This window comes from Acuticoccus kandeliae (assembly GCF_003073115.1).
The window spans coordinates 1,508,703-1,522,476 of record NZ_QBBV01000001.1 but is presented as its reverse complement, the minus strand read 5'-3'; the positions used below and the strand labels follow the sequence as shown (position 1 = coordinate 1,522,476).

The 13,774-nt window shown below is 70.2% G+C and carries 9 protein-coding genes; all 9 read right to left on the bottom strand.

The genetic code is table 11. The annotated features are described in order from the left end of the window. Positions 1 to 31: 31 nt before the first annotated feature. Entirely contained in the window at positions 32 to 1,714 is a 1,683-nt protein-coding gene (locus DBV35_RS06970) for a TRAP transporter large permease subunit (protein WP_108659460.1), read from the bottom strand. A 1-nt stretch (position 1,715) separates the two neighbouring features. After that, complete coding sequence (gene rpiA / locus DBV35_RS06965) at positions 1,716 to 2,402, bottom strand: ribose-5-phosphate isomerase RpiA (RefSeq protein WP_108659459.1); 687 nt, start codon at positions 2,400 to 2,402, stop codon at positions 1,716 to 1,718. Positions 2,403 to 3,471: 1,069 nt separating this feature from the next. Next, positions 3,472 to 5,976 (bottom strand): glycosyltransferase, encoded by a 2,505-nt coding sequence (locus DBV35_RS06960; protein ID WP_157961615.1) that lies wholly within the window; start codon positions 5,974 to 5,976, stop codon positions 3,472 to 3,474. Between the two features lie 89 nt (positions 5,977 to 6,065). Continuing rightward, positions 6,066 to 6,938 (bottom strand): glucose-1-phosphate thymidylyltransferase RfbA, encoded by an 873-nt coding sequence (gene rfbA, locus DBV35_RS06955; RefSeq protein WP_108659457.1) that lies wholly within the window; start codon positions 6,936 to 6,938, stop codon positions 6,066 to 6,068. Positions 6,939 to 7,040: 102 nt separating this feature from the next. Then, positions 7,041 to 8,039 carry a LysR family transcriptional regulator gene (locus DBV35_RS06950; RefSeq protein WP_170134885.1) on the bottom strand — a complete coding sequence of 333 codons (999 nt, stop codon included), beginning with the start codon at positions 8,037 to 8,039 and terminating at the stop codon, positions 7,041 to 7,043. Positions 8,040 to 8,383: 344 nt separating this feature from the next. Continuing rightward, on the bottom strand, positions 8,384 to 9,127 hold the full coding sequence (locus DBV35_RS06945) for a histidine utilization transcriptional repressor HutC (RefSeq protein WP_425428444.1): 744 nt from the start codon (positions 9,125 to 9,127) through the stop codon (positions 8,384 to 8,386). A gap of 70 nt (positions 9,128 to 9,197) precedes the next feature. After that, entirely contained in the window at positions 9,198 to 10,871 is a 1,674-nt protein-coding gene (gene hutU / locus DBV35_RS06940; protein WP_108659454.1) for a urocanate hydratase, read from the bottom strand. 96 nt (positions 10,872 to 10,967) lie between these two features. After that, positions 10,968 to 12,503, bottom strand: coding sequence for a histidine ammonia-lyase (hutH, locus tag DBV35_RS06935; protein WP_108659453.1), 1,536 nt, complete (start codon positions 12,501 to 12,503; stop codon positions 10,968 to 10,970). Beyond that, entirely contained in the window at positions 12,503 to 13,741 is a 1,239-nt protein-coding gene (gene hutI, locus DBV35_RS06930; RefSeq protein ID WP_108659452.1) for an imidazolonepropionase, read from the bottom strand. Before hutI ends, hutH begins: the two co-directional genes overlap by 1 nt. Positions 13,742 to 13,774 lie beyond the last annotated feature (33 nt).

Genomic DNA, 13,774 nt, shown 5'->3' with positions numbered 1-13,774 from the left:
TTGCAGAAACATCGTCGGCGCCGTCCCCCATCTAGAGGAGTCGGACGAGGCCGACCGTCAAGGGCGGCATCCAAAGAATGACGGCGAGCGCGGCAATGAGCGCGGCGAGATACGGCACCACCGCGAGATAAACGCCGCTTGTGCCGGTGATGTCCTTCACGACAAGGACGAGCACGCCGACGGGCGGGGTGAGCCCGCCGAGAAGAAGCGCGACGGTGAGGACGAGCGTCGCGTGGATGGGGTCGAATCCGGCCGCCACCGCAGCCGGGAGGAGGACCGGGAGCATCAGCAGGATCGCCGCCCCGACATCGAGCACCGTCCCGATGGCGAGGCAGAGCCCGACGGCGGCGATGAGGACGAGGATCCCCGGCCCGCCCGGCAGGAAGTCGGAGGCGCTGAGGCCGCTCGTCGCGAAGAGGAAGCCGACAGGAGCCGCCGCGCCGATGAGGAGGGAGACACGTCCGGTCTGGATCGCGGCCTCCATCAGCGCCGCCGGCAGCGCCGCGAGCCCGCGCATCGCGCACGCGATCCCCGCGGCGAGGAAGACGGCGAGGAGCCCCGCCTCCACCGCCGTCACGAGGCCGAGCCGCAGCCCGCCGAGGACGACGACGCCGATGAGGAATGGCGGGAGGAGGCCGGCGAGGACGGCGCGGCCGCCCTTCGTGGGCGCGTCGGGGACCGCGACGGGGGCCTTGGGCGGCGTGAGGCGCACGGCGCACCAGAGCGCGAACGTCAGGGTCAGCCCCGCGCCGACGCCCGCGAGCCAGAGCGCACCGACGGACTGGTCGGTCGCCGCCGCGGCGAGGAGGAGGCCGATCGACGGCGGCAGCACGTTGGGCAGGATCGCGGACGAGGCGGTGATCGCGGCAGCGCGCGAGGGACTGTAACCCGCCGCCACCATGCCGGGTGCGATGAGGCGCGCACCGAGCGCGGCGTCTGCGATGCTCGACCCGGAGACCCCACCGAAGAGGAGGCTCGTCAAGACGTTCGCCTCGCCGAGCGCGCTCGACCGGCGCCGCGCCATCCAGCGCGCGGCGTCGACGATGCGCTCCCCGACCCCGCCCGCGATCATCAGCGCGGCGGCGAGCACGAAGAGCGGCACGGCGAGGAGGACATAGGGCGAGAGGCCCCGCATCACGCTCTGCGTCATCGCGGCGTCCGAGAGCGGCCCCGGCGCGAGCACGACCGCGGCGATGAGGGCGAGCGCGACCGGCACCTCCAGCGCGAGGGCGATCCCGAAGACGGCGACCGCCGCCACCATCGGCATCTGCGGCAGGGGGAGGAGCGCGACCGCCGCGCCGAGGAGCCCCGCCGCGCCGGCCGCCCGCCCCTGCGACAGCGCCGCGAGGAGGCCGATCGCCGCGAAGACGGCCGAGGCCCAGTAGCGCCAGGCGGTCGGGATCCCGAGCACGGGCTCGGTGCCGCCGACACGCTCGGCGGCGGCGATCATCCCGGCCAGCAGCGAGGCGATCGCGAAGCCGACGAGGGCCTGGCGCGGCAGCGCACGCCAGCCCCCGCCGGGGGCGGCGAACGAGGCGAGCGCGGCGAAGGCGAGCACCGGCAGCGCCCATTGGGCGACGAGGCTCGCCCCCACCACCGGCAGGGCGAAGGTGCGCGCGACGACGTTCACCGTCAGCGCGAGGACGATGAGGGCGAGGAGCGCGGCCGAGGCGACCGCGGCTGTCCGGGTGAGGATGGCGTCGAGGCGCGCCATGTCAGGCGCGGCTGAGTCTCGCGATCCCGCCGGGCTCCGCGATGAGCACGTCGCTCGCCATGCCGATGAAGAGGCCGTGCTCCACGACGCCCGGTAGGCGCGACAGCGCGTCGGCGACGGCCGGCGCGTCGGCGATCTCGCCGAATGGGCAGTCGAGGATGTAGTTCGCGTTGTCGGTGACGAGCGGCGCACCGTCCTTCATCCGCAGCTTCGGCGTCACGCCGAGGCCGCTCGCGATCGCCGCCGCCGTCGCCGCCCAGCCGAATGGCACCGTCTCGACGGGGAGCGGATAGCGGCCGAGCCGCGCCACGCGCTTGGAGCCGTCCACGATGATGATGAAGCGCGCCGCGAGGGAGGCCGCGATCTTCTCGCGCAGCAGCGAGGCACCGCCGCCCTTGATGGCGCTGAGGTCGGGGTCGACCTCGTCCGCCCCGTCGACGGCAAGGTCGAGCCGGGTCGGCGCGTCGGCCGCAAACATGTCGACGATCTCGATGCCGGCGGCGCGGGCGGTCGCCTCGGTCTCGTTGGAGGTGGCGACCGCGGGGGGCAGCGCGAGCCCGTCGCGCACGCGCCGGCCGATCGCCTCGACGAACAGGAGCGAAGTCGATCCGGAGCCCAAACCCAGGTGCATGCCCGGTTCCACCAGGGCCGCCGCCGCCTCGGCGACTTGCCGCTTCGCCTCGCTCATCGTCTTCCCCCCATGCGCGCCATTGGTTGCATCATCGCGGCGCGTCCCCTAATGCGCCTTCGGCGCGTCTTTCCCCATAGCCCGAACGTCGCGTCGAGCTTAAGTCTGTCGGATGCAAGGCTGTCGTGCATAGAGTGGCCGGCCGCCGCATGGAGGACGCGTGATTTTGGCGGCATATTCCACCAGTTCGCGGCTCTCCGGCCGGCACCACCGGCCTCGCGTTCTGCCCCACTGTTTCTCCAACGCCTCTGAAGATTGCGATTGATGCGGCTGATTCTCCACATCGGATCCACAAAAACCGGAAGCTCCGCCCTGCAGGCGACGCTCTACGCCAAGCGCGACGCGCTGGCGGATGCGGGCGTGCTCTACAGCCGCCACGGCGTCGCCGCGGGCGCGCATCACCTGCTGGCCGCCTCGATCCATCCGGGCGCCTGGCAGATGCACAAGGACGATCTGCCGGAAGACCGCGCAGCCTATTTCGAGGAGATGGTCGCCGCGATCAAGGACGAGGCCGCCTCCACCGGCGCCCACACGATCGTCATCTCGAGTGAGTATTTCTGGGGCTCCCTCCCCCCGCACGTCTACAAGACGTTCGCCGCGGCCTTCGCGCCGGCCTCCTACGAGCTCGTCGCCTTCATCCGCCGGCAGGACGAGTGGGCGATGTCCTCCTACCTCCAGGCGGTGAAGAACGGCGAGGCGCGGCCTTTCGAGGAGTGGTTCGAGAAGGCGCTGCGGCGGCTGAACAGCGGGCTCGACTATTTCCGCGTGATCAGCCGCTGGGCCTATTTCCTGAAGGCCGATCCCGTGCACGTCATCCGCTACGGGGATGCGAAGGCGAACGTCTTCGCGGCCTTCTGTCGCGCCGTCGGGATCGATGTCGAGACGAACATCCCCGTCGCGCGCGTGAACCCGTCACCCTCGTCGGAGGGGCTCGCCCTCCTCCTGGAGGTGAACCGCTCCGAGGCGGACGACGCGGAGAAGGGCCGCCAGCGCAAGGCGATCATGAACGCCCACCGGGCCAGCGGCTCGATGTCCCACCTCATGAGCGAGGCGGAACGTCAGCACATCTTCAAAGAGGCAGAGCCATCGGACCGGCTGATTCTGCGCGAGTTTCTGCGCTCGCCGGGGCCGCTATTCTCTCATGAGACGGTGACGGCGTCTCCTCCGGCGCCGGCAGAGCCATCTTCGCCCTGAAATAGTCCGAGAGGGTGCCGTCGACGGGGAAGTCCACCGCCGCCGGCGCCGACCACAAGGGATCGAGGTCGAGCGCGAGGAGCGCGTCGTTGATCGCGACGGGATCCTCCATCAGCCGCTCCGGCAGGACGTGGCCGCGCGCATAGGCCTTCAGCCGCTCCGCCTGCGCGCCGAGATCGAAGGCGACGGTCGGCAGGTGGAGCGCCATCACGACCGAGAGCGTGAAGAGGTAGGTCTCCGGCCAGATCGAGGCGAAGAGGCAGAGGTCCGGCTGGATCGTGCGGATGCGCGCGATCGCGTCCGCGTCGCCATGATATTTGCCGTGAACCGTGCAGTTCGGCCCGTTCGCGATCTCGCGCAGCGCGGTGTAGCCCACGATGTCGAGATGGAGCGGCAGCTTGCGGCGCTCGATGTCCTGAAGCATCGCGTGGATGAGGTAGGCGCCCTTGTGCGGCCCGATCGCGCCGAGGATCAGGATGTGGCGCTTGCCGTCCTCGGCCGTGCCACGCTCCAGCGGCTCGATGTCGGCAAGGTGGGGCTCGGCGTGGGGGTGGACCTCCACCTTCGCGACGTCGGCGAGACGGCGGGCGCGCAGCGCCGCGGCCTCGCTCGGCGCGCTCACCATCGCGGCCTGTGAGAGATATTTGCGGAAGCGCTCGCGCCAATCCTCGATCCGCACCCACTCGAACGAGGTGCTCGTCGCCGCGAGGCAGGCGGTGCAGCGCGTCGCGTCCGTCTCGCCGCAATAGCGGTCCTCGGCGTCGAGGAAGGTGAGGCGCGGGCAGAGCGGCTGGTGGTCGTGCCAGACGTGCCAGTAGGGCCGGCCGGACGACATTAGCGCCTCCATCAGCCGTGCGATGGACGGCACGGAGAGGCCGGCGAAGGAGTTCATGTGGACGAGCTCGGGATCGAGGAGCTCGATCAGCGGCGACAGGAGATCCTTGTGCCGCTCGAGGTTCAGCCCCTCGAGGTTCGGCAGATAGGGCAGCGGCTTGCGGCCGAACGGGCCGATCTTCACGAAGCCCTGGACCTGCGTCTGCACCACGATCGCGCGGCGCGCGACGTCGCGCAGGCCATTGTCGATCAGCGTCTTCGCGGTGTTTTCGAGATACGTCTCGATCCCGCCGCCGCGCGTGTGGCTGAAGAAGAGGACCGAGACCGGCCCCATCGCCGCCTCGAGGCGCGCGACGTCGAGGAGGATGCGCGAGGGGAGCACGGGGTCGGCCGCGATGTGGCGCGCGATCCGCCCGGCATAGTCGGGGTGCTTGGCGGCAAGCAGCGCCTGCGCCTTCTCCGAACGCGCAAGCTGGCTCGGGCCGAACGACATCGAGCCGAAATGGCGCACATAGACGCCGGTCGCGAGCACGTTGCGCCATCCGCCCTTGATGGCGCGCATGCAGAAATCGCACTCCTCGCCATAGCCGAGGCCGAACGTCTCGGCGTCGAAGAGGCCGATCTCGTCGAGTGCGGCGCGGCGGATCGCCATCGCGAAGCCGACGCCCGTCGGCACGTCGACGACGGTCGCCCCGTTCGCCTTGGCCGCGAGGCGGTCGATCGTCGCGGAATCGACCTCAAGCTCGAAGGCGTTGTCGACGGCGGTGTTCGGATAGCTCGCGATCGTCGCGTTGTTGGAGAGCGGCGTGACCGTCGCGATCTCCGGATCGTCCCGCAGCGGGCGCATCAGGCGGTCGAGCCAGCCGTCGTGGACGACGGTGTCGGCGTTGAGGAGGACGACGTCGCGGTGGGTGTTGTGCGCCATCCCGACATTGACGCTCGTGACGAAGCCCTTGTTGGTCTCGTTCACGATGAGGCGGATGTGGCCGCTGGCGCCGAGCTTGGCGAGGAGCGCGCTCACCTCGGGCTCCGGCGAGCAGTCGTCGATGACGAGGCACTCGAACGGGACCTCGCACTCGGCGACGAGGACGCTGTAGATCGTCGCCGCGACGTGCTGGAGGCTCTTATAGACCGGGATCACCACGTTGACCGCCGGGGCCGTCTCCGGGTCGACGACGCGCTTGGGCGCAGCGGCCCATTCCGCCTCGGTCGGGATCGGCGGCACCTTCAGCGCCTCGACGGGCCGGTGGAGGTTGCGCCGGCGCGCGTTCGAGATGGTGGCGATGCGCCCCTCCTCCCGCCCGTAGGCGAGGAAGTGGAAGAAGGGGTTCATCTTCTGGCCTGCGACATCGTGGTACATGTCGAGATAGGCGCGGGTGGAGAAGAGCTCGGAGGGGTCCTTCCCCTCCTTCCAGCCGACGAGGATGTAGTGCCGCAGCGGCCCGATGCGCATCCGGCGGACCTCGGGATAGGTCCGCATGTAGTAGGCGTCGTCGAATTCCTTGCGCAGGACCTGGCGGATGCGGTTGTGCTGCCGCGCCTTCATGTGCCAGCGCAGGTGGAGCCAAGCCGACCGCGGATGCCCGAGGAACGGCAGAATCTGGCGAATGGACCGGATAAAATTCACGCTTGGTCCTAGTCGAGAAGGTCGAGCAGGTAGCGACCGTATCCGCTCTTTTCCTGGAGTGTACCGATTTCGGCAAGGCCCTCGTCGCTGAGCCAGCCGCGCCGCCAGGCGATCTCCTCCGGGCAGCAGATGCGCAGGCCCTGGCGCTGCTCCAGCGCGCGGATGAACATCGCGGCGTCGAGGAGGGAGTCGTGCGTGCCGGTGTCGAACCAGGCATAGCCCCGGCCCATGGTCTCGGCGTGGAGTTCGCCCTTGTCGAGATAGGCCTGGTTCACGTCGGTGATCTCGAGCTCGCCGCGCGGGGACGGCTTGATCGCGGCGGCGATGTCGAGAACCTGGTTGTCGTAGAAATAGAGGCCGGTGACGGCATAGTTCGACGGGGGATCCTGCGGCTTTTCGAGGATGCGGGACGGCTTGCCCGTCTCGTCGAAGGCGATGACGCCGTAGCGCTCCGGATCCTTCACATAATAGGCGAAGACGCTGGCCCCGACCTCGCGCTGCGCGGCGGCGGCGAGGCGATCCTCGAGACCGTGCCCATAATAGATGTTGTCGCCGAGGACGAGGGCGACGCGGTCGTTGCCGACGAACTCGCGTCCGATGATGAAGGCCTGGGCGAGGCCTTCCGGCTTCGGCTGGACGGCGTAGCTGATCGAGATGCCCCAGTCCGACCCGTCGTTCAGGAGGCGGTGGAAGAGCGGGGCGTCCTCCGGGGTGGTGATGATCAGGATGTCACGGATCCCGGCAAGCATCAGCACACCGAGCGGGTAGTAGATCATCGGCTTGTCGTACACGGGCAAGAGCTGCTTCGAGATCACGTTGGTGATCGGTCGCAGCCGCGTGCCGGCACCGCCTGCCAGCACGATCCCTTTGACATTCGACACGTTCAGCGACTCCGGTAGACTTGCGCTGGCTTACGGTCCCTCTCGGGCGCGATCAACCCTCCCGCGAAGGTTCGCCGGCTGGTGCGCCGTTCGCGTCACGCTTCACGCCGCGTGGTCGAACGAGCCGGCGCGCGCCTCGTCCGCACAGGGGGTGTAGGGCTCCTGCGCCGGGCGCTGGGCCGGGCGGTCGCTATAGCGCTCCGCCCCCGGCCAGCCGCGCCCGCTCGTGAAATTGCGCACGAGCTTCTTCAGCTCCTGGATCACGGCGCGGGTGGATTGCGAGACCGGCCGCTGCGACGACGTCGCGAGGAGCAGCGTGCGTTGCAGGGCGGGATCGGAGACCGGACGCACCGCGAGGCCCTCCTCGTCCGCCACGGCGCCGTGCGGCATGATGCTGTCGCCGCGCCCCTCGCGCACCATCGCCTTGATCGCCATCGCGCAGTCGAGCTCGCCTGCGACGTTGAGCTGCAGGCGCATGTTGGCGGCGACGCGCTCCACGTAGAGGCGCAATCCGTGCACTCGGCGTGGCAGCACCAGGGGCCGCGCGATGGCATCTCGGAAGGCGATCGGTCCCGTCTCCCCCTTCGTGTCCGCGGTCACGAAGACGAGCGCCTCGCACATCAGCGGCTCGGTGAGGAAATGCTGGGTGCGCGTCGCGTCGTGGAGGATCGCAACGTCGAGGAGCCCGTTCGAGAGCCATTCGTTGACGTAGCCGGACATCCCCTCGGTGAATTCTAGGTCGAGGTCCGGGAACGCCTTCTGCACGTTGAGGAGGAGCGGCGGGGCGAGATAGCGCACGACCGTCGGCATCGAGCCGATGAGGATCGTGCCGCGCGCGATCCCCATCGTGTCGCGCACATTCTGCTCGGCCTGGCGCACCGCCTCCAGGATGTCGTTGGCGTGGGAGTAGAGCTGCTCGCCGGCGTCGGTCAGCTTCACTCCACGCCCGTTGCGGAAGAAGAGCGGCGTGCCGAGCGCTTCCTCCAGATTGGCGATCTGGCGGCTGACGGCGGGCTGCGCCACGGAGAGCGCCGCTGCGGCGCGCGAGACGCTCCCCGCATCCGCAACACGCTTGAAATAGCGCAACTGCTTGATCTCCATGGCTCTCCTCGCGTTGGTTTCGGCCGCGCGCGGGTCACGCGCGGCGCACTCGGTCTGTCTCCTCGGGATGGGATCCGCGCGGCGCGCCACGGGTGCGGCCGATGGACGGCCGGGGCACGCGCATCCGCCCGCCGCAAGCGTGCGGCGCCGGAGGTGGCTTCGCGGGGATCTCGTCATGTCAGACCGGGTGCCCGAACTCATGGCAGCCGGGGCCGCGCGAGAGGCGGCCGCGGGGCGGGCGTCGAACGCGTGATCGTCCGCCCCTTATGACGTCTCTAGCGGATATAGCGGCCGGCGCTTGCGCGGGGATGGCGGGCGGGCCGCCGCGGCCGTGGCGCGTCCCGTCAGTGGGACGCCGGGCTGAGGGGCTGGAAGTAGCCGGTGAACTGGTAGCGGTCGCCGGGGTGGGTGATCTCCACATAGGTCACCGTCCGCCCGCCCTGCCAGGTCTGGCGGGAGAGGAGCAGGCACGGCGCGCCCTTCGCCATGTCGAGCGCGCGGGCGATGGCGGCGTCGGCGGGGATCGCGGTGATCACGTGCTTGGCGGCCGACCAGGGCACCTGCTCCAGGAGCCAGCTTCCGGGCGGCTTGGCGTCGAACCCCTCGAAGCGGGCGCGCGGCACCGCGTCGAGCATGATCATGCGGTCCTCCACCGCGTGGGGCCTGCCGTCGACGAGGTGGAGGCAGGTGATGCGCCGCACCTCCGGCTTGCCGTCGACGCCGAGGCGGGCGGCGTCGGCCTCGCCGAGGCGCTCGATCCGGCTCGACTGGATCTCGTAGGCATAGTCGTGCCCGGCAAGCTGCGCCGCCGCGCCGATGTCCTGGATCTCCATGACGGTGCGGTCGATCTGGGGCTGGGCGACGAAGGAGCCGGCGCGGCGCTTGCGGATGATCATGCCGCGATCGGCAAGCGCGGTGAGCGCCTTGTTCACCGTCATGCGCGAGCAGCCATACTCCTCTTCAAGCTCGTACTCGTAGGGGATCCGCTGCCCCGGCTGCCAGCGCCCGTCCATGATCTTGCCTTCGATGTCGTCGAAGATCTGCTGGTGGATGGGTTTCAACGCGGCCTCTCCCCCTGCGGCAGCCATAATGTCTAGACATATCGAGAATCGCGCTCGCCGCGGTGGCGGGCGCTCTCTCGGCGGACGGCCCCGCCCCTCAGTTGCCGAGAATGCCCGGCAGGCGGAGGCCCTTCTCCTTGGCGCACTCGATCGCCGTCTCGTAGCCGGCGTCGGCGTGGCGCATCACGCCCGTCGCGGGGTCGTTCCACAGGACGCGGCCGATGCGGCGGTCGGCGTCCTCGGTGCCGTCGCAGCAGATCACCATCCCGGAGTGCTGGGAGAAGCCCATGCCGACGCCGCCGCCATGGTGGAGCGAGACCCAGGTCGCGCCGGAGGCGGTGTTGAGGAGCGCGTTGAGGAGCGGCCAGTCGGACACCGCGTCGGAGCCGTCCTTCATCGCCTCGGTCTCGCGGTTCGGCGAGGCGACAGAGCCGGAATCGAGATGGTCGCGCCCGATCACGATCGGCGCCTTCAATTCGCCCGTGCGCACCATCTCGTTGAAGGCGAGGCCGAGGCGGTGCCGCTCGCCGAGCCCGACCCAGCAGATGCGCGCCGGCAGGCCCTGGAAGGCGATCCGCTCGCGCGCCATGTCGAGCCAGTTGTGAAGGTGCGCGTCGTCGGGCAGCAGCTCCTTCACCTTGGCGTCGGTGCGGTAGATGTCCTCCGGATCGCCGGAGAGGGCGGCCCAGCGGAACGGGCCGACGCCGCGGCAGAAGAGCGGGCGGATATAGGCCGGCACGAAACCGGGGAAGGCGAAGGCGTTCTCAAGCCCCTCCTCCTTCGCGACCTGGCGGATGTTGTTGCCATAGTCGAGCGTCGGCACACCCATGTTCCAGAAATCGACCATCGCGGCGACGTGCTGCTTCATCGAGGCGCGCGCGGCGGCCTCGACCGCCTTCGGGTCGCTCTCCTGCTTGGCGCGCCAGTCGGCGACGGTCCAGCCGAGCGGGAGATAGCCGTGGATCGGGTCGTGGGCCGAGGTCTGGTCGGTGACCATGTCCGGCTTCACGCCGCGACGGACGAGCTCGGGGAAGATCTCGGCCGCGTTGCCGATGAGGCCGACGGACTTCGCCTCCCCCGCCTTCGTCCACGTCCCGATCATGGCGAGCGCCTCGTCGAGGGTGTGGGCCTTGGCGTCGAGATAGCGGGTGCGCAGGCGGAAATCGACGCGGGTCTCGTCGCACTCGACGGCGAGGCAGCAGGCGCCCGCCATCACCGCGGCGAGCGGCTGCGCGCCGCCCATCCCGCCGAGCCCGCCGGTGAGGATCCAGCGCCCCTTGAGGTCGCCGCCATAATGCTGACGGCCGGCCTCGGCGAAGGTCTCGTAGGTGCCCTGAACGATGCCCTGCGTGCCGATATAGATCCACGAGCCCGCGGTCATCTGGCCGTACATGGCCAGGCCCTTCTTATCGAGCTCGTTGAAATGGTCCCACGTCGCCCAGTGGGGGACGAGGTTGGAGTTGGCGATGAGGACGCGCGGCGCGTCCTTGTGGGTGCGGAAGACGCCGACCGGCTTGCCGGACTGGACGAGCAGCGTCTCGTCCTCCTCGAGCGACTTCAGCGAGGCGACGATGCGGTCGAAATCGTCCCACGTGCGGGCCGCGCGGCCGATGCCGCCATAGACGACGAGCTCGTGCGGGCGCTCGGCGACGTCCGGATCGAGGTTGTTCATCATCATGCGCAGCGGCGCTTCGGTCATCCAGCTCTTGGCGTTGAGCGCGTTGCCGCGCGGCGCCCGCACGTCACGCATATTGCGACGAGGATCGTCCATCGTCAGTTCCTCTCGGTGCAATGCGGGACGCGGCGTCTGGCCTGCGTCCCAGGATGAAATGTCCGGTTCGTGTCGGGGTCGAGGGGGCGCGCCACCTCAACCCTCCAAGGTGACGAGCAGCGCGCCGGAAACGCTCGCGACGAGGCGCCCTTCCGAGACCAGCGCGGCGGCGGCGGCAAGGTCCGGCGCCATGTAGCGGTCCTCGTCGAGGCGCGAGACGACCGCGCGCAGCGAGGCGAGCGCCTTCTGCAATTCCGGGCTCGTGGTGAGGGGCGCGCGGAACTCGATCCCGCGCGCCGCCGTCAGCGCCTCGATCCCGATGATCGTGTAGAGATTCTGCGTCATCTGCAGGAGACGGCGCGCCCCGTGGCAGGCCATCGACACGTGATCCTCCTGGTTGGCGGAGGTCGGCGTCGAGTCCACTGAGGCCGGGTGCGACATCTGCTTGTTCTCGCTCATGAGGGCCGCCGACGTGACCTCGGCAATCATGAGGCCCGAATTCAGCCCCGGCGACTTCGCGAGGAAGGCGGGGAGACCGTAGGAGAGCGCCGGGTCGACGAGGAGCGCGATGCGCCGCTGCGAGATCGCGCCGATCTCGCACACGGCGAGCGCGATCTGGTCGGCCGCGAAGGCGACCGGCTCGGCGTGGAAATTGCCGCCCGAGACGACGCTGTCGTCGGAGAGGACGAGCGGGTTGTCGGTGACGGCGTTCGCCTCGATCTCCAGCGTGCGCGCGGCCATGCGCAGGAGGTCGAGACACGCCCCGTCGACCTGCGGCTGACAGCGGATGCAGTAGGGATCCTGCACGCGCTCGTCCCCGTCGAGGTGGCTCTGGCGGATCGGCGAGCCTTCGAGGAGGCCGCGCAGCGCCGCCGCTGTGTCGATCTGCCCCTTGTGGCCGCGCAGGAGATGGATGTCCTCCACGAAGGGGGCCGACGAGCCCATCGCCGCGTCGGTCGACATCGCGCCCGTGATCAGCGCCGACTGCGCCGCACGGTGCGCGCGGAGGAGCCCGGCGAGGGCGAGCGCGGTGGAGGTCTGGGTGCCGTTGATGAGGGCGAGCCCCTCCTTCGCGGCGAGCACCACCGGGGTGAGCCCCGCCTTCTCCAGCGCCTCGCGGCCCGGCAGGCGCTTGCCCTCGAAGACGGCTTCCGCCTCCCCCATCATCACCGCCGCGAGGTGGGCGAGCGGGGCAAGGTCGCCCGACGCGCCGACCGACCCCTGCTCGGGGATCACGGGCGTCACGCGGCGCGCCAGCATGTCCTCGATGAGGCGCACCAGCGCGAGCCGAACGCCCGACGCGCCGCGGCCGAGCGAGATGAGCTTCAGGACCATGATGAGGCGCACGATCCCCTCCGGCAGCGGCGCGCCGACGCCGCAACAATGGGAGAGGATGAGGTTGCGCTGGAGCGTCTCCGTGTCGGCCGCGTCGATCTTGATCGAGGCGAGCTTCCCGAAGCCGGTGTTGACGCCGTAGACCGGCTCGTTGCCGGCCGCGATCGCGGCGATCCGGGCGGCCGCCTTCTGGATCCCCGCGTCGAATTCGGGGTCGAGGCGGGCGTCGGCGGAGGTCCAGTAGATCGTGGCGAGGTCGGCGAGCGGCACCGCGCCCGGACGCAGAATGATCGTCATCATCGTTCTCCGAGGCCAGCGCCGCGGCGGCCTTTCCAGACCCGCGCGTGCAGCGGATTGAAACCCATACGGTAGACGAGCTCGGCCGGTTCGCCGACATCCCAGAGCGCGAAGTCGGCCGACTTGCCGGCCTCCAGCGTGCCGATCTCGCCGAGACGGCCGAGGGCGCGGGCCGCCTCGCGCGTGACGCCGGCAACGCATTCCTCGACGGTGAGGCCGAACAGCGTCGCCCCCATGTTCATGGTGAGGAGGAGCGAGGTCAGCGGCGAGGTGCCGGGATTGTTGTCGGTCGCGAGCGCGATCGCGACGCCTTGCTCGCGCAGGCGCGCCACCGGCGGCGCGGTCTTCTCGCGCAGGAAATAGTAGGCGCCCGGCAGGAGCACCGCGACGGTGCCGGCCGCCCCCATCGCGGCCGCCCCCGCGGCGTCGAGATATTCGAGGTGATCGGCCGAGAGCGCGCCATAGCGCGCGGCGAGCGCGCCGCCGGAGAGGTTGGAGAGCTGGTCGGCGTGGAGCTTCACCGGGAGGCCGAGCGCCGACGCGGCGTCGAACACGCGGGCGATCTCCTCCGGCGAGAAGGCGATCCCCTCGCAGAAGCCGTCCACCGCGTCGGCAAGGCCGTCCGCGTGCGCGGCGGCGAGGCCGGGCAGGACGATCTCGTCGAGGAAATCGCCGTTGCGGCCGCGATACTCGGCCGGGACGGCGTGCGCGCCGAGATAGGTGGTCGTGACGCTGACCGGGCGCACCTCGCCGAGGCGGCGGGCCGCGCGCAGCATCTTCGCCTCGTCGGCGACCGTGAGGCCGTAGCCGGACTTGATCTCGATGGTGGTGACGCCCTCGCCGATCAGCGCGTCGAGGCGGGGCAGGCTCTCGCGCACGAGGTCGTCCTCGCTCGCGGCGCGCACGTTGGCGACGGAGGAGACGATGCCGCCCCCCGCCTTCGCGATCTCCTCATAGGTCGCGCCGGAAAGGCGCATCCGGAACTCGGCCGCGCGGTTGCCGGCGTGGACGAGATGGGTGTGGCAGTCGACGAGGCCGGGGGTGATCAAGCGGCCGCCGCAATCGATGCTCTCGGCGCCGGCGGCGAGCGCGGCCGGCAGGTCGGCGCGGAGGCCGGCGAAAAGGATGCGGCCGTCGCGGACCGCGAGCGCGCCGTCCTCCACCGTGCCGAGGCCCGGCAGGCGCGGGTCGAGCGTCGCCAGCCGCGCGTTGGTCCAGATCGAAATCCCGTCCGCCACCCGATGCCCCGCTCTTCGTCGCCGCTTGCCTGC

What these genes read in the sequence shown, in the direction of transcription:
- DBV35_RS06970 (WP_108659460.1), bottom strand. Translation starts at nt 1,714, where the DNA reads ATGGCGCGCCTCGACGCCATCCTCACCCGGACAGCCGCGGTCGCCTCG.
- rpiA (WP_108659459.1), bottom strand. Translation starts at nt 2,402, where the DNA reads ATGAGCGAGGCGAAGCGGCAAGTCGCCGAGGCGGCGGCGGCCCTGGTG.
- DBV35_RS06960 (WP_157961615.1), bottom strand. Translation starts at nt 5,976, where the DNA reads ATGAAGGCGCGGCAGCACAACCGCATCCGCCAGGTCCTGCGCAAGGAA.
- DBV35_RS06950 (WP_170134885.1), bottom strand. Translation starts at nt 8,039, where the DNA reads ATGGAGATCAAGCAGTTGCGCTATTTCAAGCGTGTTGCGGATGCGGGG.
- DBV35_RS06945 (WP_425428444.1), bottom strand. Translation starts at nt 9,127, where the DNA reads ATGGCTGCCGCAGGGGGAGAGGCCGCGTTGAAACCCATCCACCAGCAG.
- hutU (WP_108659454.1), bottom strand. Translation starts at nt 10,871, where the DNA reads ATGGACGATCCTCGTCGCAATATGCGTGACGTGCGGGCGCCGCGCGGC.
- hutH (WP_108659453.1), bottom strand. Translation starts at nt 12,503, where the DNA reads ATGACGATCATTCTGCGTCCGGGCGCGGTGCCGCTCGCCGACCTCGCC.